We start from the raw sequence: 19,798 nt of genomic DNA on the forward strand, positions 1-19,798 counted from the left end.
GAAAACCCTTGAAAACAAAGGCTTTCGGCGTTGTTCACTGGCGTCCATAAGAGGATTTGAACCTCCGACCCCACGCTTAGGAGGCGTGTGCTCTATCCAGCTGAGCTATATGGACGTGTCTGATATATGATTATAGCCCGACCAAAGTCGAACTGCAATCCCTTATTTAATTTTTTTGAGGTGACCGTTGTAACGCAACCTTAGGAGGCGCTTGTTATATCCATTTAACTATGGGAACAAATGCCGTATTCTCGGGCTTTTTCAGCCTTTTCGGTCACGGCGACCAATTTTATGAACTCAATCACTTTCGTGATGAATCATCTGATATCCATTTAACTATGAGAACATCGTACGCGAAATGTACTTATATAGAATAACAAAAATCTCGCAAAATAGCAAGTCCTACGATTCTGCAAATTTTGCCGTTCCCTGCATCCAGATCTGTCCCTTAAAGCGGCGTCCTACCTTTGGCTCGCCCATCAGATCCTTCTGGGCAATTCCTACATGGAAAAGCATATCGCTGCAGCTGATAGTCAGGTCATAAACCATTTCACCGCTTACCCGGTTTTCCCTGATCTCAATCCCGGTGATCTCACCGATAATAGAATACTGGTCACATTCGATGCCGCAGGGCATGAAGCTGGAGTCCACAATAGAGTACAGATCTTCCTTCATGGCACGTCTGGAAACCTGGGAGTACAGATCAATGTCCTCAATTGTCAGCGTTTCCATGGCATCTTCATCGCCTTTCTTCGCTGCCTCTAACAGGTTATTGCGGTCTCTTGCCGCCACCTTCGCCATCTCAATCTGCTTTCTGGTTTTGTGAAGTGGAAGCAGAACCTTCCCCTCAATAGCCAGACCGGTCAGATTCACAGATTCTGTCGTCCGAGGCATACGCTTTGCCTTGCGCTCACGGTACTCATAACAGTTTCCCAGATAGAAAATCAGAGAGATTCCAACACGGTATTCATCGAGCAATCCCGCGTAAGTCTCTTTTTCCGTATGCCGCTGAATCGAGCAGTCCGTTGTAGAAGAAACATCCGAGGAATTCAGATAAGGATAGTAATATTCGCACTGAAAGGCGCCCTCTTCATCCATCTCACCCATCATGACAATTCCCATACCAGGTGCCACCTCAGCCCGCAGTTCACAGAGATTGGTTTCTTCATCCAACTGGATCCGGCGCCATTTGGCAGATGGGATCAATGATGCCAGAAGCTTTTCGATATCACGCTTTTTTCTATATGTGCTAAAGCCAATGCTTCGCAGAAATTTATGCATATGCTCACCTTCTAAACCGTCTAATTTGAAAGGGCGAAGAAATTCTCCGCCCTTTCTTTACGCCTCATTATACATGATAGCAATGCAGTTTTCAATTATTACATACATAAATTACAGTATTTGAAAATTTCATGTTTTTCACATTTTCCATCCTGCCCAAATTCGCAATTGTTTTTTTATGCATTATGCTATATAGTAAAATCATTATCATACTCTGATGAAAACTGATAAGAGGAGGCACACAATTATGAATCAGCATATCCGCACCATCGCCATTCTGGGCGCAGGCGCAGTAGGTTCCTACCTGGTTATGGGACTTTCCGACAAGTATAAAGAAAATCTCTGGGTCATCGCAGATGGGGAACGAAAAGACCGTCTCGCCAAAAATGGCCTGAATATCAATGACAAAGTCTATTCTCTTCATATAAAAACACCGGCCGAAGCCCATGGTGTGGATCTTCTGTTTGTCTGTACAAAATACACCCAGCTTCGCGATTCTCTGCCGGATATCGAGACCATCACTGATAAACATACCATAGTGGTCAGCCTCCTAAACGGTGTCGACAGTGAGGAGCTCATTGGTCAGCGCATCGGCATGGAGCATATGATTTACTCTCTGATCCGCATTGCCTCCCATCGAATCGGAAATTCCATTCATTTTTCACTTCCAAAAGGCTACAACGGAATCTACATCGGAATCCCGAACCAGCCTGCCTGCCAGGATCCAAGGCTTGCTGCTATTGCGGAGATTTTTGCTGACACACCGGTTACTCTTCATTTAAGTGATGATATCCTGCTAGATATGTGGGATAAATTCGGCTTAAATGTTTCCCGCAATCTGCCTCAGGCCATTCTTGGTGTCGGCATCGGAGTTTATGATGACAGCATCTATGCAGATGCCATTATGCGCAGAATGCGCCATGAGGTTGTCCTGGTAGCCAATGCAAAGGGCATTCCCTTAACAGATGAATTTAAAGCCGCCAAATGGCTTCCGTCCCAGCGCTATTCCACCCTGCAGGATCTTGATGCACACCGACATACCGAGATTGATATGTTTTCCGGTGCCCTGATCCGCATGGGAAAAGAGGTTGGCGTGGAATGCCCTTATAATGAAATGACTTACAATCTGATCAAAGCACTGGAAGAAAAGAACGACGGAAAATTTGATTATTGATCTGTGTTTGATTCTTCTGGATATATCTGTTTTCCGAATTCAAAGGCTTTTTGCAGATAACCTGTGCGTTCAATCTTTGGTTCGCCGTTGGTGTTTCCGCAGCCACCTGCTAACAGCATGCCTTTATCATGAAAACCTATATAATTCACCACCGCAAGACGATAGAAGGATACCGCCTGCTCAAAAGCCCAGCAGGAAAAAAACACGTTACCAGATTCATAACAAAAGAAAATGAAGAGGAGAAGCCGCGTGTATTTGCGACTTTTCCTCTTCACCCTGATTCATAGCAACTATAACAAATGACTGTTATTGATGATGATCACACCATCTTTCATTTTTTCAATATTCGCTTTTCCGATGATGCTCCTCTGGATTTTCAGTATATCCGTCTAATACCACCATTCTCATAAGCCCAGAATCCCCATTTAATTCTACTCTGCAATTTTTTTCTTCAAATATTCGATACTGCAATCATACACCTGATTTTTCCATGAAACCGAACTAAATTGATGATTGGATCCTGGGATAATCTCAAGTAATTGCTCCGCCAAGGCTGTGTCCTACCGGATAAAGATTATCCGGATCACACCAGCTCTGTTCTTTTGTCCAATTATAAATTGCCTTTACCTACTCAATCTCATCCAGATAACGCATCTCAGAAAAATCGCCGTCACTCTCTCCACAACCGTAAAAATCAAATTTCACACAGGCAATTCCGTTTTCCACACACTTTCTTGCAAAAAGCTCATGTAGCCTCATAATACCAATCCGGTCCTCGCAGAATCCATGCTAAAAACACACGGTTGGGAATGGCCCGTCTCCCTCTGGAGTTCTGACATCTCCTCGAATCAATTTTTCATCGACCATTAATTCTACATTCATAAACATATCGCACTCTCTCCTTTTTATCCGTTATATACATACTCTTTTCCATATGGAAAAACAACTCAGACTGCCAGTCTTCCAGAAATCTGTATTCAGGCTGTCATCGAATCTGATCTGTCCTCTTACAGGCCACCTCTGGGACCGGAGGAAACCGTCAAATATGCACTGGAAAATCCACATGATACCGCCGAGCTTTCTGTTCTCGCCAAGGGCTGCAAAACCGTTACGGTCATCACCTCTGACCACACTCGCCCCATGCCCAGCCAGATCACGATGCCGCTTCTTCTACAGGAAATCCGAAAAGGCAATCCGGATGCACAAATTACCATTCTGATTGCTACCGGCTGTCACAGAAAAACTACACAGAAAGAACTGACAGAACGATTTGGTGAGACCATTGTCAAGCAGGAACACATTGTTGTCCATAATTGTGATGAAGGCCCATTCTGCCAGATTGGCACCAGTCCCAGCGGCAACCATATCGAACTAAACCAAATTGCCTGTGAAGCAGATCTGCTGATTGCTGAGGGATTTATTGAGCCGCATTTCTTTGCAGGTTTCTCTGGCGGCCGAAAAAGCATCCTTCCTGGTGTTGCCTCCAGAAAAACCATTATGTACAATCATGCGGCCTGCAATATTCATGATCCTCATTCCATCTCAGGCATTCTGGAAGGAAATCCTGTTCATGAAGATATGCTCTTTGCTGCCAAAGCTTCTGGAATCCGCTTTATCCTGAATGTGATCCTGAACCAGAATAAGGAAATTATCGGCGCAGTAGCCGGTGACATTGATACAGCCCATAAAGCCGGCGTTGCCTTTTTATCTTCTATGTGCCGCCGCAAACCAGTTTTCTCAGATATTGTAATCACTTCCAACGGCGGCTATCCTCTTGATCAGAATATCTACCAGAGTGTCAAGGGAATGACCACAGCTGCTGCCTCCTGCAAAAAAGGTGGTGTCATTATTATGCTTTCCAGCTGCTGTGACGGACATGGCGGTCAGGATTTCTTCCAGACCTTTGCCCGTGAGCCAGATACCAAGAAAATTCTCGATGACATACTTTCCCGCGCACAGACTGAAACGATTCCGGATCAGTGGCAGTCCCAGATTTTCTGTCAGATTCTTCTGGACCACACTGTAATTCTGGTAAGCGATGCTCCCAGAGAGGTGGTAGAAGCCCTGCACCTTATTTATAGCAATTCTCTTTCCGATGCCTTTTGTCAGGCCATCGAAATTTTGCATAAACCGGAACCTTCCATCACCCTGATTCCTGATGGCGTTTCTGTCATTTTAAGCTGATTATCTTTTTCCATCAAAGACCATTTCTAACTGAAATAAAAAATCCCACAGGATCTGGGCAGACTGCCCGGTCCTGTGGGATTTTTTATATCTTTGTTTTAACTCAAATCAGATTTTACACAATACCCTGTGCGATCATAGCATTTGCAACCTTTTCGAATCCTGCAATGTTTGCGCCTGCCACATAGTTGCCCTCTGCGCCATAGCGTTTTGCAGCATCATCAACCTTTGCGAAAATGCCAACCATGATGTCATGCAGCTTTGCGTCAACCTCCTCAAAGGTCCAGGACAGTCTCATGCTGTTCTGGCTCTGCTCCAGGCCGGATACTGCAACACCGCCTGCGTTTGCAGCCTTACCAGGCATGAAGAGGATCTTCTTCTCTACGAACAGGTCGGTAGCTTCTCTGGTGGACGGCATGTTTGCACCCTCTGCTACTGCGAAGCAGCCGTTTGCGATCAGAGCCTTTGCGTCATCCAGATTCAGCTCGTTCTGGGTTGCGCACGGAAGAGCGATGTCACACGGAATGGTCCAGATGCCCTTGCCCTCCGTATATTTTGCAGTCGGAACAGCGTCAACGTACTCTTTGATTCTGCCGCGACGACCTTCCTTGATCTCTTTTACAACATCCAGCTTGATGCCGTCCGGATCATATACATAGCCGTTGGAATCACTCATAGCAACAACCTTAGCACCAAGTGCCTGAGCCTTCTGTACTGCGTAGATTGCTACATTACCGGAACCGGATACCAGAACAGTCTTGCCGGCCAGCTCTTTGCCATTGTGCTTTAACATCTCATCCAGCATGTAGATCAGGCCGTAACCGGTTGCCTCAGTTCTTGCCAGGGAACCGCCGAAGGTCAGGCCTTTACCAGTCAGAACGCCCTCGTACAGACCGGTGATTCTCTTATACTGTCCGAACAGGAAGCCAACCTCTCTTGCGCCTACGCCGATATCACCAGCCGGGCAGTCAGTATCTTTGCCGATGTGACGGTACAGCTCAGTCATAAAGCTCTGGCAGAATGCCATAACCTCTCGGTCAGATTTGCCCTTCGGATCGAAGTTGGAACCACCTTTACCGCCGCCCATAGGAAGACCGGTCAGGGAGTTTTTCAAAGTCTGCTCGAAACCTAAGAATTTTAAGATGCTCTGGTTTACGGACGGATGGAGACGAAGACCTCCCTTGTACGGTCCGATTGCGCTGTTGAACTGTACACGATAGCCCTTGTTTACCTGTACATTGCCCTTATCATCTACCCACGGAACCTTGAAGGAGACAATTCTCTCCGGCTCTACAAAACGCTCCAGGATACCAGCCTTGCGGTATTTCTCCTCGTTTGCGTCAATAACCAGTTTTAAGGAATCCAGAACCTCTTTTACTGCCTGATGGAATTCCGGCTCGCCCGGGTTCTGGGCTACTACTCTCTCATAGATCTCATCTACATAAGACATAACTTTTCTCCTCCTTGAGTTATCATCTTTCTCTGAAAAAGACAATAGGGCACCGCCAATATCGGCGGAGCCCCTTTGCTCTTTACGTATCGTAGAAATTATAGCAAGTTAAATTGCTAAAGTCAATCCCTTCATTTTGAAACTTTTATTGCGAAAAATCATGGCAGATATGCACCTAATTCATATTTTGATTAAGTAGAAGCAGGAAAATTACGATTGTGCAGCGATTTTCTCAGCTAATTCCTGTAAGTACATCCACCGGTCCATCTTTTCTTCCAGCAGTGCTTCTTTCTCTGCCTTCTCTGTCATGAGCTGGTTCAGCCTGCCGTAATTGGTAGCGGACTCCGCGATCTGACCATCCAGTGTCTCGAGATCTGCTTCCAGACCTGCAATCTCGTCCTCGATAGTGTCCCACTCCCGCTGCTCCTTGAATGAAAATTTCAGCTTCTTCTGGTGAGCTCTTCCCTCCTGGGAAGATTTTTTTGCGGCACCGCCGCTTTCACTGTCCCCATCGGCAGCTCCTGCATTTCCAGTGCTGTCGCGCCCTGCTGCACCCTTGCCGCCAGCAGTTCCGCCAGACAGCTCCGGATGCTTCATCAGATATGCCGCCTGGTAATCCGTAAAGCCGCCCTCATACTGCACCACCTTTCCGTCACCCTCAAAGGCAAAGATCCGGCGCACCATGCGGTCCAGGAAATACCGGTCATGGGATACGGTGATAACAATGCCCTGGAAGCTGTCCAGATAATCCTCCAGGATCGTCAGGGTGCGGATATCCAGATCGTTGGTCGGCTCGTCTAAAAGCAGCACATTCGGCGCATCCATCAGGATCCGCAAGAGATACAGGCGTCGTTTCTCTCCGCCTGAGAGACGGCTGATGGTGGTATACTGCACACTGCCCGGAAACAGAAAACGCTCCAGCATCTGGGAAGCGCTGATACTTCCGTCCTTCGTCTGCACATACTCTGCCACATTGCGGATATAGTCAATGACCTTCAGGCTCTCATCCATCGCCTCATTCTCCTGCGAGAAATAGCCGATCTTGACCGTCTGTCCGATCTCAATGGTTCCGGAATCCGGCTGTACCCATCCGGCGATCATCTTCATAAGCGTAGACTTTCCGCTTCCGTTCGGTCCGATGATGCCGACACGGTCATTTTTCAGAAAGATGTAGGTAAAATCCTTTAACAGAACTTTATTCCCGTATGCCTTGCAAAGATCCTTCACCTCTACCGTAGTACGGCCCAGACGGCTGGAGATGGACTCCATCTCCACCTCTTTGTCAAACTCCGGCGCGTCCATGTCCCGCAATGCCTCATAGCGCTGGATGTGAGCCTTCTGTTTGGTGGAGCGGGCTCTTGCGCCGCGCTGCATCCAGGCAAGCTCTGTCCGCAAAATGGTCTGACGCTTACGCTCAGAAGCCACAGCCATATCCATGCGCTCAGCCTTCAACTTGACAAAGCCCTCATAATTGGTCTGATAGCTGTAAAGCTTTCCCTTATCCAGCTCTACAATGCGGTTGGTCACGCTGTCCAGGAAATACCGGTCATGAGTGATCATCAGCAGTGCTCCCCGGAATTTCTTTAAATACTCCTCCAGCCAGTCTGCCATCTCACTGTCCAGGTGGTTTGTCGGCTCGTCCAGGATCAGAAGATCTGCCGTGGAAAGCAGTACACTGGTCAGCGCCACACGCTTTCTCTGTCCTCCGGAAAGATGTTCCACCTTCTCGTCAAAATCATAGATTCCAAGCCGTGTCAGGATATTTTTTGCACTGGCCTCGATCTCCTCCCGGGAGGAAAAATGCGGCTCATCCCGGTTATCCCGCACAATGGCATCCAGCACGGTGTCTCCTGCGGTAAATGCCGGGATCTGCGGCAGATAGCGGATATAAAGATTCCTGCGGCGCACCACAGAGCCGTCATCCGGCTCTTCCAGCCCTGCTGCAATCTTAAGAAGCGTGGATTTACCAGTGCCGTTGATACCGATAAGCCCCACCTTCTCACCCTCATTGATGCTGAACGCCGTATCATCAAACAGCAGGCGCTCCGTATAAGATTTTGTCAGATGTTCGATTGTAATTAAACTCATAAAACCTCCATAAGACGCAATTTCCTGTGAAATGAAAAAGGACGGTCCCCTTCGATCCCCTCCGGGTCGCTTAAAGGACTGCCCTTTGTTATCTTTTTAGTCTTCGTCTTTCTCCTCAACTGAGAATACAAAACGCTTTCTGGCCATCTCATCGCTCTCAAGGTACTCGTCGTAGGTAGTGATCTTATCGATCAGCTTGCCGTTTACGATCTCCATGATGCGGTTTGCGGTGGTCTGTACGATCTGATGGTCACGGGAAGAGAAGATCAGAACACCCGGGAATTTGATCAGACCGTTGTTCAGCGCAGTAATGGACTCCATATCCAGATGGTCAGTCGGCTCATCTAACATCAGCACATTGGCGCCGGAGATCATCAGCTTGGAAAGCATGCAGCGAACCTTCTCACCACCGGAAAGAACGCGGACCTTCTTCACGCCATCCTCACCTGCAAACAGCATACGGCCAAGGAAACCACGTACATAAGTTACATCCTTTTCCGGAGAATACTGGGTCAGCCAGTCTACGATGGTATCATCGCTGTCAAACTCAGCTGTGTTGTCCTTCGGGAAGTAGGACTGGGTAGTAGTCAGGCCCCACTTGTAGGAACCCTCATCCGGCTCCATCTGACCAGACAGGATCTGGAATAGAACGGTTTTTGCGCGCTCATTCGGTCCTACCAGTGCAACCTTATTATCGCGGGTCAGGGTAAAGCTGATACCATCTAAAATCTTTTCACCGTCAATGGTCTTTGATAAGTTCTCAACGGTCAGAACCTCGTTTCCGATCTCACGGAACGGGCGGAAATCGATGTACGGATACTTACGGCTTGACGGACGGATGTCGTCTAACTCGATTTTCTCCAGAGCACGTTTTCTGGAGGTAGCCTGCTTGGATTTGGAAGCGTTTGCGGAGAATCGCTGGATAAACTCCTGCAGCTCTTTGATCTTCTCCTCTTTCTTGCGGTTTGCTTCCTTCATCTGTTTTACCATTAACTGGCTGGATTCATACCAGAAATCGTAGTTACCTGCGTACAGCTGGATTTTTCCGTAGTCGATATCTGCGATATTGGTGCAGACCTTATTCAGGAAGTAACGGTCATGGGATACCACGATAACGGTATTCTCAAAGTTGATCAAAAACTCCTCCAGCCATGCGATCGCATCCAGATCCAGATGGTTGGTCGGCTCGTCGAGAAGCAGGATATCCGGGTTGCCGAACAGTGCCTGCGCAAGCAGAACTTTGACCTTTAACGCACCGGTCAGGTCCTTCATAAGATTGTAGTGATACTCGGTATCAACTCCCAGACCGTTTAACAGGTTAGCTGCGTCAGATTCAGCCTCCCAGCCATTCATCTCTGCAAACTCTCCCTCTAACTCTGCTGCCTTGATTCCGTCCTCATCAGAGAAATCCGGCTTCATATAGATAGCATCCTTCTCTTTCATAACATCATACAGACGCTTATTTCCCATGATAACGGTATCCAGTACGGTGTACTCGTCGTATTTAAAGTGGTCCTGCTGCAGGAAAGACAGACGCTGACCCTGGGTGATCACAACATCACCGTTGGTCGGTTCTAACTGTCCGGATAAGATTTTTAAGAAAGTAGACTTTCCGGCTCCGTTCGCACCGATCAGGCCGTAGCAGTTTCCCTCGGTAAATTTGATATTTACATCTTCAAATAATGCCTTTTTCCCCACACGCAGGGTAACACCATTTGCACTAATCATTCTTTCTAACACCTTTCATAAAAAAGAGGGGCATTGTCATGTCCCTCGTCTTTTGCATCATCTCTATTTTACAGGAATTTCCGTATTTTGCAAGCGCTATTCAGCGTATTTTGCAGGAATTTTAAGGTTTTTTTCCTGCTTACGCACGCTTCCACTCAATGACGGCCGCAAGCAGTGCCTTCAGACGGAATTCCTCCCGTTTCACAAGCTCATCCTCCAGAAGTCCCCGGTTCTCATCAGAATGCTCCACCTCTCTGGAAAAGCAGTGCACCAGGTCCACAATCTTTTTCTCCGGGAGATCTTCCCGCAGCCACTCCGCCATCAGCAGCTCCTCCACCAGAATCGTTGCCGCCACAGCCAGCTTCAGCTTGCCGTATGGATTATCATTGTACACAGCTCCACAAAAGTAGCCGAACACAAAGTACACCATGATCTGCTCCCTGAGAAGCTCCATGCGTGTGCCGTTTGCTGTAAGAAAAGCCCGGCGATTTGACTCATACACTTCTTTTCCGGCTCCGTAGAGGATTTCATCCATGCCGTCCCGGCGCTCAGGCCATGCACTGTCAAGTGGTTCCATCTTTTCAAACACCGTATAAAGCTCACTTGCTGTCTCAAAGCGGCTGTACTGCTCCAGACCGGCTGAGGCCAGACGGCGGCAGAAGCGTGCCACAGTGTCCCCGGCTTTGGCCTGTACAGGCTGTCCGGCATCCGTTGCAGCGTCTGCTTTCTCCTGCGCTGTCCCACACATACTTCCAACAGAATACCGGGCCAGCAGCCCGTCCACCTCATACAGCTTCTCATCCCTTATCCGGCACTGCAGGTCATGCGCCAGAGCCAGGCACAAAGCCATACGAAGCTCGCTGGATAGTCCCCGGTTTTCCAGGATCTCAAACATTACATCACGCGTTTCTTCCAGCTTGGTATACAGGAAAAAATCAAACTCCTCATCCTCGCAGCTTTCTTCTTTTTCATTCTCGCTGGAAAGAAAGCGTACCGGCTCCTTTGTTCCAAGAATGATCCTCGCTGCCTCAATACAGGATAAGCACAGCGATACCTCCCGCACACCGTCGAACACCTCTATATGGCGCGGGTAAGTCCTGCAGGTCCAGCACAGACTGTCTGCGCCCATGCCTGCATAAAGATCGCAGAGATTTTCCTCGTTCAAAAAGGCACATCGATGTTCCCGCTGCTTAAAGCACTTCTGTTTCCAGTCCACAGACTCTCTCAGGCGCGCCTTCATTGGTCCTCTCGCATGACGGTACTTCTCAAGAGACTTCGGATCGATCGTGATCGCCCACCCCGCACAGCAGGTATCCTCACATTCCGAAGCAATACACTGGAATTTTTTATAATAATGTGGATATGTATACAGCATACTCATCACTCCTAAATAAATACAACAGGCCCGGAAAGCTGCTCAGGCGGCCTTCCAGGCACAATTTTCACAATCACAATATCTTTTATTTCAACATATCTCCGTATCGTCCCAGGAAACTTTTTGTCCGCTCATTCTCAGACGCAAATACCTGTGCCGGAGCTCCCTCTTCCACGATCACCCCGTCTGCCACAAAGATCACACGGTCAGAGATATCTCTCGCAAAGGCCATCTCATGCGTTACAATGACCATGGCGATATGCAGATCCGCAAGGGACTTGATCACCTTTAACACCTCACCGGTCAGCTCCGGATCCAGTGCAGAGGTCGGTTCATCGAAGAACAGGATTTTCGGATTTAACGCCAGTGCCCTGGCAATGGCTACACGCTGACACTGACCGCCGGATAACTGACACGGATAGGCATCGGCCTTGTCCGCCAGTCCCATCTTTTCCAAAAGCTCCATCGCTGTTTTCCGCACTTCTTCTTTATCACGTTTCTGCACAGCTACCGGCGCATCCATCACATTTCTCAGCACCGAATAATGTGGGAACAGGTTAAAATTCTGGAATACCAGGCCATAATTCTGCTGGATTTTCTTCAATTCAGCTTTAGATGCATAAACAGCCTTTCCATCCGCATCATTCCACGCTGCCCTCTCTCCCAGGTAAATCAGCTCGCCACTGTCCATCGTCTCTAACATGGTCGCACAGCGCAGCAGTGTAGATTTACCGGAACCGGAGGGTCCGATGATGGAGACGATCTCGCCCTCTCCTACATGCAGAGAAATATCCTGAATGACACCAAGGTCTCCAAATGATTTTTTTACATGATTCATTTCCAGTAAGTTCATGATATTCCTCCGGGTTTATTCATAATAGGACAGTTTCTTCTCAATCCATTCCATAACAACCGCTACCACAAGGTTGAAGATGTAGTAGAATAGTCCGGCTGCCACAAACGGAATCATACTGGTCTGAGCCGATGCCAGAGCCTTCGCCATGGAAAACATCTCCAGAACACTGATGGTAAATGCAAGAGAGGTATCCTTAACCAGCGTGATCACCTCATTGGTCACCGATGGCAGAATCCGCTTGATCACCTGCGGCAGGATGATGCGGAAAAAGGTCTGACTGCGACTGTAGCCAAGAAGCTTTGCAGCTTCATACTGGCCATTTGGCATAGACTGGATACCACTGCGGTAAATCTCCGCAAAATATGCCGCATAATTGATGACAAATCCGATCATCGCCGCGATCAGACGGTAATTATTGCTCTTGATCTTAATGCCAAACAGATAGAACGGTCCAAAATAAACAACCATCAGCTGCAGCATCAACGGGGTTCCGCGCATGATAGAGATATAGGTCTTCACAATTCCCTGCAGGACCTTATTCTTCGACATTCTGCCAAAAGCAATCAGAAGACCAAGGGGCAGGGAAAACACCAGCGTCACCACAAAAATCTCTGTGCTGACCAGCATTCCTCCCGATAACTGTGATATCATAGTATTAATCTGCATAACTCCTGCTCCTTCGCCTTCTGTTTCATTTTAACTGTTATTTTCCAATCGTGGTTACATCACGGCCAAACCATTTCTCAGAAATCTCTGCCATGGTACCGTCTGCTGCCATCTCGTCCAGCGCGCCCTGGACCTTATCTCTTAACTCCTCATTGCCCTTTTTAAAGCCAATGCCGTACTCCTCGGAAGAAAGGGTCTCGTCAAGGATCACGTATTTGTCAGACTCACCTCTCTGCTCGATCTGGTAACCGGCTACGATGACATCCATTGCGATGGCATCTACGGCACCCATCTCCAGATCCATGAATGCGGTGTTGTAATCTGGGGTGGTCTGAAGTGTTCCGAAGGTTGCGCTTAACTCTGCATTATCCTTTAAAGCCGCCTCTGCGGAAGAGTCAGTCTGAACCTCAACAACCTTGCCGGCCAGATCAGCCAGAGAACTGATGCCGGAATCTGCTGCTACAACAAATACCTGGCTGTTGTCCATATAAGGAGTACTCCAGGTGTAATCATCCTCACGTCCGTTCATGGTAAAACCATTCCAGATACAGTCGATAGTGCCGGAACTCAGTTCCATATCTTTTGCATCCCATGCGATCGGCTGCGGAACAAACTCAAGACCCAGTCTGTCTGCAACCTCCTGTGCCAGCTCCAGATCAAAGCCGGTATACTGACCGTCATCTCCTACAAAGCCCATCGGCGGGAAATCCTGGTCAAAACCTACGGTAAAGGTACCACCCAGCTCGCCAGCCTCATCTGCTGCCTCAGCGGTAGTTTCTGCTGCAGTAGTTTCCTCGGCGGAAGTCTCTGCCTCAGTTGCTGCTGCGGTGGTCTCAGCCTGCTTGCTGCCTCCGCATGCAGTCATGGATACCACCATCATACCTGCCATTGCTGCGCTTAACATTCTCTTTCTCATAATTGCTTCCTCCTCATTGCTGTTCCACGATGCACGAATGATAATCCTTTCGCCGCAATGCTTATTGTACACGTACGGCGCACACGTTATCATGGTAGCATAGTAAAGTGTTTCTGTCTACCCTTTTTTCATAAAACGCTGCAGTAAATCTGCATTTTTCAGATTTCCGCTTCCAAACTCCTGTACACTGCAGATCACTGTTCTGCATTTCTCCATCACCTGAAGTGCCTCTTCATAAGCTGCTTCCCCTATTGGTTCATACGGGCGCTCCGAAATAACCTGCACAGCCAGTGCCTTTGCCACCGGATAATCCAGATCGTTCTCATGCAGTACTCCTGCTGCAAAGGGAATTCCCTGACGCTGCAGCTTCCGGTAAACCGGAATTCCGCTTCCGTTTCCGCCAATGACAAAGACCTCCGGCACACCGGATACCGGCGTAAGCTCCACAGATCCGTATTCTGCCTGATAGCTCTCTGCCCGGATTCCAAACAACGCCTCCATGTTTGCCGCAGTAAAAATTTCCTCCGGCATTCCGCATTTCCAGATTTTATTTTCCCCCACGCACACAATGTAATCCGACACCTTCTGGGCCAGATCCAGCTCGTGCATGGACATTAACACTGCCACCTGCTTCTTACGCACCAGCGTTTTTAAGATTGTCAGCAGTTCCATCTTATGGCGGATATCCAGAAACGAGGTCGGCTCATCCAGAAGAATGATCTGCGGCTGCTGGCAGATAGCCCTGGCCAGCAGGATCCGCTGTTTCTGACCATCACTGATCCGGGAAAACTCCCGGTCTTCCAGTTCTTCTGCGTGCACCATGGCAAGTGCCTCCCGCACAATAGCACGGTCCGTTTCCGACAGTATTCCGAAACGTCCGGTATGGGGATAACGCCCCATGGCCGCCACATCAAAGCAGGTCATAAGCTCTGGCTGCATCCGCTCCGTCATCATCACCGCCATCCGGCGGGCAATCTCCGTTTCCGGCCACTGTTCCATCATCCGGCCGTCCAGACTGACCACGCCCCCCACCGGCTTTAACTGTCCGGCAATGCTTTTTAAAATTGTGGACTTTCCCGCTCCATTCGGGCCGATCAGTGTCACAATTTCCCCTCGCGAAGCATGAATGCTGATCTCACGGATCCATGCCTTTCCATCATAGCCGGCCGCAAGATTTTCTGTTCTCAGATATGCCTCTTCCTGTCTCAACACTTCCATTCTCCTTTCCCTGCTGCTCATTTCCGGCTTCTGCCCCGGATCATAAGCCAGATCACCACCGGTGCTCCAAACACTGCGGTCACCGAACTGATAGAAAGCTCCGTGGGCGCAAACAGAGTCCGGGCGATCAGATCACTGAGCAGGCAGAAGACTGCGCCGCCCAGGAAGCAGCCTGGGAGCACTACAATGGGCTTTGCCGTTCCAAAGAGCCGCTTTACCAGCTGCGGCACAGCGATGCCCACAAAAGATACCGGTCCCGCAAAGGCCGTCACACAGGCCGAAAGGATGCTGGATAAAAGGATCAGCTCTGCCCGAAACCGTTTTGCATTCACGCCAAGGCTCCTGGCATACTCCTCGCCCAGCTGATAAGCGCTGATGGGCTTTGCCATGCAAAATGACAACACGGATACAGGAAGCACCACCGCCGCCATGACCCGCACCTGATCCCAGGTCGTACCGGAAAAGCTGCCCATGGACCAGTTGTGTAAATTTACAATGTTGGCGTCGTCTGCAAAGGTCACCACGAAATCCGTGATTGCAGAACAGATATAGCTGATCATAACACCGCATACCACCAGCACAGGCATCTGCCTTACCCGCCGTGCGATCACCAGTACAAACCCCATGGAAAGCATGGATCCGGCAAACGCCGCCACGATCATGGACGCGGATCCCATAAAAAGACCCTTTCCCAGAAACAGGATCATGACGAAAGCCACCACCAGCTTGGCCCCGGAAGAAATCCCCAGAACAAAAGGTCCTGCAATAGGGTTTGCAAAAAAGGTCTGGAGCAAAAATCCAGACACGGAAAGAGCCCCGCCAAGCAGCGCGGCAGCAAAAAGGCGCGGCAAACGGATGTCCCACAGGATATGAAAGGCTGTACTTTCCCGGTCTGCTCCCGACAGAATCTCACATATATCCCGAAGGGACAGGGAAACACTGCCCACGCTGAAGCTGAGTGCTGCCAGAATGACAAACAAACCTGCCAGCAGCAAAAAGACCAGCCTGCAGCGCACTGTTCGATTTTTCACACTTCCTCTCCTCCTGTCTATTCTGTGGTCACTTCAGCCGGTGCAGATAATGGAGGCTGTTCTCATCCGGCGCAACCTCCGAAAGTACTGCATGAAGATCTAAGATCATATCACCAAGTCCCATGGTTTCCTGGAACATATTTTTCCCAGTGCACCACACATTTCCGCTTTTCACTGCTTTAAAATCTTTCAGCAGCGGACTTTTCTGCAATAGCTCATCCATTGTTTGCAATTCCCCTTCTATGGTGCTGTTGTAGATCAGACAGTCTGCCTCCTTTGCTTCTGCATAAAAGGTTTCCATCTGCATATTCATGGTAGAAAGGGCATTCTCATCCGTATCAGCCGTCTTCGGTACATAGCTTCCGCCAGCCAGCTCGATCATTTTGGCCACGTAATCACCCGGTTTTCGTACATTCACCGCACCATTAGACGTAATATAGAAAAAAGCTGCGCTTTTTCCGACAGACTGTCCGGTCAGCACCGTATCAAGCTGCTGCACCTGCTCTTGAAACAACTGCTCCGCCGTCTCTTCCGCATCAAATAACACGCCATACAGCCGGATCCACTCCATTCTTCCCAGCGGATGCTCCTCATAGCTGGAACGCTCCACAAACACCGGGATCTTTAACTGCTCTAACTGTGCCTTCACATCTGGCACGTGATAGATCATCGTGGATTCCAGTGCCAGATCACAGCCGGAAGAAAGGATCTGCTCATAATCCGGTGCGCTGTATTTTCCCGCATAGGATAGTGTCCCATCTTCCATAGCCTGTCTGGCCGCATCCACATACCATCCGGACTCCTTCGTTCCGGACAGCGTGATCCGGTCCACACGGCCCAGGGCCGCAATCAGGTCCATAGCCGATGTCGCTGCCAGGTACACATGATCCAACGGTTTTTGCAAAACAGTAATCGAGGCTGGAAGCCCCTCCGGCACGGCAGCTCCTTCCGGCACCACCAGACAGGTACTGTCATCCTGCACCTGAATCAGATCGTAGCCGCCGTCATAATAATCCACCGAAAACTGCTTCGCATAGGAAAGCTCCATACTGCGCTCCGGCCTCATGTCCTTCCAGACCGGAGCAGAAGCCTTCTCCTGAGTTATTTCTGCTTTCTGACTCACTCCCGTCTCCTGCCCTGGCTTCGCCTTCCCACCGCAGGCCGAAATTTCCACAGCAAGAAGCACTGCAAGCACTCCGGTCAAGGCCCTGCGGTACAAGCACATATTCCCACATTTCCTCATATCTGCCCTCACTCTGTTACGGTTCGCACACTGTTCAATCTGCTTTCTCATTCTGTCTTGATACTCGCAGAATCAAACAGCAGCGTGTATTCAATCTCATGGGGCGTACTCATAGCCGTAGTATCGGCTGCTACCGCCATCTTCCGGTCAAACACCGTTACCGGGATTTCAAACACAGAAGTTTCTCCGCCCTGATTGACCGGAAGGAATTTTTCCTCTCCAACCTTCATATAATCGTAGTTCGGACTGCTCCACACAACCTCTGCAACCGCCTTCTGATCCTTTACGACCAGCTTCGCCGGAGATTCCACGCTCACCCTGCCGGATCCTCCCTCCATGGACACCTCCACAGTATAGCAGCCATCGGCCAGTCCCAGACTCTCTGCTGTCACCTGGGCCGCATCCGTCAGCGCATCAGCCGGAAGAGAATCCGCCCGAAATACCAGAACACGGTCATACCATTTTTCTTTCTTCTTGCTGAATGCGGCGCAGTCCAGTTCCTTATCCAATGCTTCCACCGGAACCGTGAAATGATGGCTCCCATCCGCAGCTTCCTCAAATGGGATCATCTTCTCCTCCGGCGCCTTTGCCGCTTCTTCCCCGGTTCCCATGTAAAGCTTCAGATAACCGGTACCTCCCATCTTCATATCGGCCGTCATACTGCCATCCTTCACAGTCAGTTCGCATGCCTCGATCCGAAACATGCTGGAGCTGGAATCCACCTGAATCTGGTACACTCCATCTCTTAATTCTGACGCCAAAACCGGTGTCATCCCTTCGGTCCCAACACTCTGCTGCTCTGCAGTCTCTTCCGTCGCTGCCACGGTCTCACTTACCTGTACCGACATTGTCTCGCTGCTCTGTGCCGGCAGTGTCTCTGCCTGATTTTTTCCACCGCAGCCTGCTGCCAGTACACTGCTTAAGCATACTGATGCCATAATTCCGTATATATTTTTTCTCATATTTTCATCCCTATCAAAACGGGCGGCCGGAATTCCATCCGCCGCCCATTCTCTGTCTTATTTTTATACTATTTGATTACTTCAGGCTGTCGATAGCTGCCTGCGCATGCTCTGTAAACAGCTGCTGGATCGGCTCTAACTCGCCTAAGCCACGAACCAGACAGGTTACATCGTAACCCGCTTTCTCAAACTCCTTCTTCCAGGAACCATCCTCATCGCCTGCCATATCGTTATTTGCATGGTCACCGGCAACGATCATGAGCGGCTCCAGAACAACCTTCTTGTACTCGCCCTCTTTCACTTTAGCGATAACATCTTCCAGGCTCGGCTCCGCCTCTACGGTACCTACATAGTAATGCTCATAACCCTCAGAAGCAAGCATATCCTGCATTTTTGCGTAAACAGCATTGGAGTCAGCCTCAGTACCGTGACCCATGAAGCAGATTGCGGTCTCACCGTCATCATACTCAGCGGTAGCCTCCGTAATTGCCTTGATCACTGTCTTGAAATCGTCATCACTGGTTAACAGCGGCTGGCCGATGGCTACTTTATCAAATGCGTCAGAATACTGTGCCACTTCGTCTGCAAGATCGTTGTACTCCAGGCCGTTCATCAGATGGGTCGGCTGGATGACCAGGGTCTTTACTTTATTGTCAACGGCACGCTTTAATGCCTCATCTACGTTATCGATCGTTACATCATCTCTGGATTTCACATGATCAATGATGATCTGGCTGGTAAAGCCACGTCTTACAGAATAATCCGGAAATGCCTTTTCCATTGCGTTCTCGATCGCTCCGATGGTAAGACGGCGGCTGTCGTTGTAGCTGGTTCCGAAGCTTACTACCAACAGCTCCTGTTCTCCGATCTCATCCTGATTTCTTGTGTTGTCCATAGATGCATCTCCAGTATCGTAATTTTCTTCGTCTTCCTCCTCAGCCGGAGCTTCTTTCGTCTCAGCCTCGGTAGTTTCCTCTGCCGCCTCAGTCGTGGTTTCCTCCGCTGTGGTTGCCGCTTCTTTCTCTGCCTTTCCCGCACAGCCTGCCATCATCGCAGCAGAAAGCGCAGTCACTGCAAATAATGCTGTCAGTGTTCTCTTCTTCATGATACGTCCTCCTCTAAAATGGTATGGTATAAAACCATCCGTACTGACACTATCGATTTTGGAATACCCGGAACATACCACGAACAATGGCCTGAACAACCCTGAGAAAAATTCTGAAAAGATCCTGCGGCACGACCAAGTCCTCGTGGTCTGGAATGCTCCTGTACCAACAGCAGGCAGGTTTCCTGGCTCGCAGCTCCACACACTTCAGATTACCTTCCCAGTCTTCAAAAACCAGTGGCTGCCATGCCGTTTTGACATGCGCATAATCCGGTGCTCCCTGCTTACAGTGACGAGATCGCGCAGGTTTTCCACCTGCTTCCCTTTTACCCGAAATCCTTCTATCCGATTCCGGCACCTGCTGTCCTATTTTCGATATGTCCTCATCATACCATCCACACATGGAAAAGGCAATGAAAAAGCATTATTTTCTCTTTTATATCTCCTGCCCCCTGGCCAGTTTTCTGATATACGGAACGACCATTACCGCAGCGACCAACAGAGATATTATTTCAGCCACC

Annotated in this window: 16 protein-coding genes, 1 tRNA gene and 1 riboswitch; of the genes, 2 read left to right on the forward strand and 15 right to left on the reverse strand. The window is 49.2% G+C overall.

The window, feature by feature from the left end:
- Window positions 1–38: 38 nt before the first annotated feature.
- Both ACMP1L_RS01655 and ACMP1L_RS01660 read right to left on the reverse strand, forming a co-directional pair.
- Window positions 39–115, reverse strand: a tRNA-Arg gene (locus tag ACMP1L_RS01655).
- A 287-nt stretch (window positions 116–402) separates the two neighbouring features.
- On the reverse strand, window positions 403–1,281 hold the full coding sequence (locus ACMP1L_RS01660) for a DUF3881 family protein (RefSeq protein WP_118731748.1): 879 nt from the start codon (window positions 1,279–1,281) through the stop codon (window positions 403–405).
- 247 nt (window positions 1,282–1,528) lie between these two features.
- On the opposite strand from ACMP1L_RS01660, the gene ACMP1L_RS01665 reads away from it, so the two are divergent.
- Window positions 1,529–2,455, forward strand: a complete 927-nt coding sequence (locus tag ACMP1L_RS01665) for a ketopantoate reductase family protein (protein ID WP_418451828.1) — start codon at window positions 1,529–1,531, stop codon at window positions 2,453–2,455.
- A 627-nt stretch (window positions 2,456–3,082) separates the two neighbouring features.
- Here the strand turns inward: ACMP1L_RS01665 and ACMP1L_RS01670 are convergent.
- On the reverse strand, window positions 3,083–3,214 hold the full coding sequence (locus ACMP1L_RS01670) for a hypothetical protein (RefSeq protein WP_418451829.1): 132 nt from the start codon (window positions 3,212–3,214) through the stop codon (window positions 3,083–3,085).
- Window positions 3,215–3,343: 129 nt separating this feature from the next.
- Here ACMP1L_RS01670 and larA point away from each other — a divergent pair, with 129 nt between their 5' ends.
- A complete protein-coding gene (gene larA, locus ACMP1L_RS01675; RefSeq protein WP_418451834.1) occupies window positions 3,344–4,639 on the forward strand; it encodes a nickel-dependent lactate racemase in 1,296 nt (431 codons plus the stop codon).
- A gap of 115 nt (window positions 4,640–4,754) precedes the next feature.
- On the opposite strand, the gene gdhA is transcribed toward larA, so the two are convergent.
- The 12 genes from gdhA to ACMP1L_RS01735 form a co-directional block, all read right to left on the reverse strand.
- Complete coding sequence (gdhA, locus tag ACMP1L_RS01680) at window positions 4,755–6,089, reverse strand: NADP-specific glutamate dehydrogenase (protein ID WP_118731741.1); 1,335 nt, start codon at window positions 6,087–6,089, stop codon at window positions 4,755–4,757.
- A 210-nt stretch (window positions 6,090–6,299) separates the two neighbouring features.
- On the reverse strand, window positions 6,300–8,177 hold the full coding sequence (locus tag ACMP1L_RS01685) for an ABC-F family ATP-binding cassette domain-containing protein (RefSeq protein WP_177304519.1): 1,878 nt from the start codon (window positions 8,175–8,177) through the stop codon (window positions 6,300–6,302).
- 96 nt (window positions 8,178–8,273) lie between these two features.
- Window positions 8,274–9,905 carry an ABC-F family ATP-binding cassette domain-containing protein gene (locus ACMP1L_RS01690; protein WP_118731739.1) on the reverse strand — a complete coding sequence of 544 codons (1,632 nt, stop codon included), beginning with the start codon at window positions 9,903–9,905 and terminating at the stop codon, window positions 8,274–8,276.
- A 139-nt stretch (window positions 9,906–10,044) separates the two neighbouring features.
- Window positions 10,045–11,280, reverse strand: a complete 1,236-nt coding sequence (gene fliB / locus ACMP1L_RS01695; RefSeq protein WP_177304520.1) for a flagellin lysine-N-methylase — start codon at window positions 11,278–11,280, stop codon at window positions 10,045–10,047.
- Window positions 11,281–11,365: 85 nt separating this feature from the next.
- Window positions 11,366–12,133 (reverse strand): amino acid ABC transporter ATP-binding protein, encoded by a 768-nt coding sequence (locus ACMP1L_RS01700; protein WP_118731737.1) that lies wholly within the window; start codon window positions 12,131–12,133, stop codon window positions 11,366–11,368.
- Window positions 12,134–12,148: 15 nt separating this feature from the next.
- On the reverse strand, window positions 12,149–12,802 hold the full coding sequence (locus tag ACMP1L_RS01705) for an amino acid ABC transporter permease (RefSeq protein WP_178276236.1): 654 nt from the start codon (window positions 12,800–12,802) through the stop codon (window positions 12,149–12,151).
- A 37-nt stretch (window positions 12,803–12,839) separates the two neighbouring features.
- Window positions 12,840–13,718 carry an amino acid ABC transporter substrate-binding protein gene (locus ACMP1L_RS01710; protein WP_118731735.1) on the reverse strand — a complete coding sequence of 293 codons (879 nt, stop codon included), beginning with the start codon at window positions 13,716–13,718 and terminating at the stop codon, window positions 12,840–12,842.
- Between the two features lie 117 nt (window positions 13,719–13,835).
- Window positions 13,836–14,936 (reverse strand): ABC transporter ATP-binding protein, encoded by a 1,101-nt coding sequence (locus ACMP1L_RS01715; protein WP_118731734.1) that lies wholly within the window; start codon window positions 14,934–14,936, stop codon window positions 13,836–13,838.
- 17 nt (window positions 14,937–14,953) lie between these two features.
- A complete protein-coding gene (locus ACMP1L_RS01720) occupies window positions 14,954–15,967 on the reverse strand; it encodes a FecCD family ABC transporter permease (RefSeq protein ID WP_418451830.1) in 1,014 nt (337 codons plus the stop codon).
- A gap of 28 nt (window positions 15,968–15,995) precedes the next feature.
- Window positions 15,996–17,192, reverse strand: a complete 1,197-nt coding sequence (locus ACMP1L_RS01725) for an ABC transporter substrate-binding protein (protein ID WP_475544502.1) — start codon at window positions 17,190–17,192, stop codon at window positions 15,996–15,998.
- Between the two features lie 65 nt (window positions 17,193–17,257).
- On the reverse strand, window positions 17,258–18,172 hold the full coding sequence (locus ACMP1L_RS01730) for a hypothetical protein (RefSeq protein WP_418451832.1): 915 nt from the start codon (window positions 18,170–18,172) through the stop codon (window positions 17,258–17,260).
- A 76-nt stretch (window positions 18,173–18,248) separates the two neighbouring features.
- Window positions 18,249–19,277 carry a sirohydrochlorin cobaltochelatase gene (locus ACMP1L_RS01735; protein ID WP_177304524.1) on the reverse strand — a complete coding sequence of 343 codons (1,029 nt, stop codon included), beginning with the start codon at window positions 19,275–19,277 and terminating at the stop codon, window positions 18,249–18,251.
- A gap of 158 nt (window positions 19,278–19,435) precedes the next feature.
- Window positions 19,436–19,654, reverse strand: a riboswitch (cobalamin riboswitch).
- Window positions 19,655–19,798 lie beyond the last annotated feature (144 nt).

The organism is Ventrimonas sp. (assembly GCF_048380235.1).
GTDB lineage: Bacteria > Bacillota > Clostridia > Lachnospirales > Lachnospiraceae > Brotaphodocola.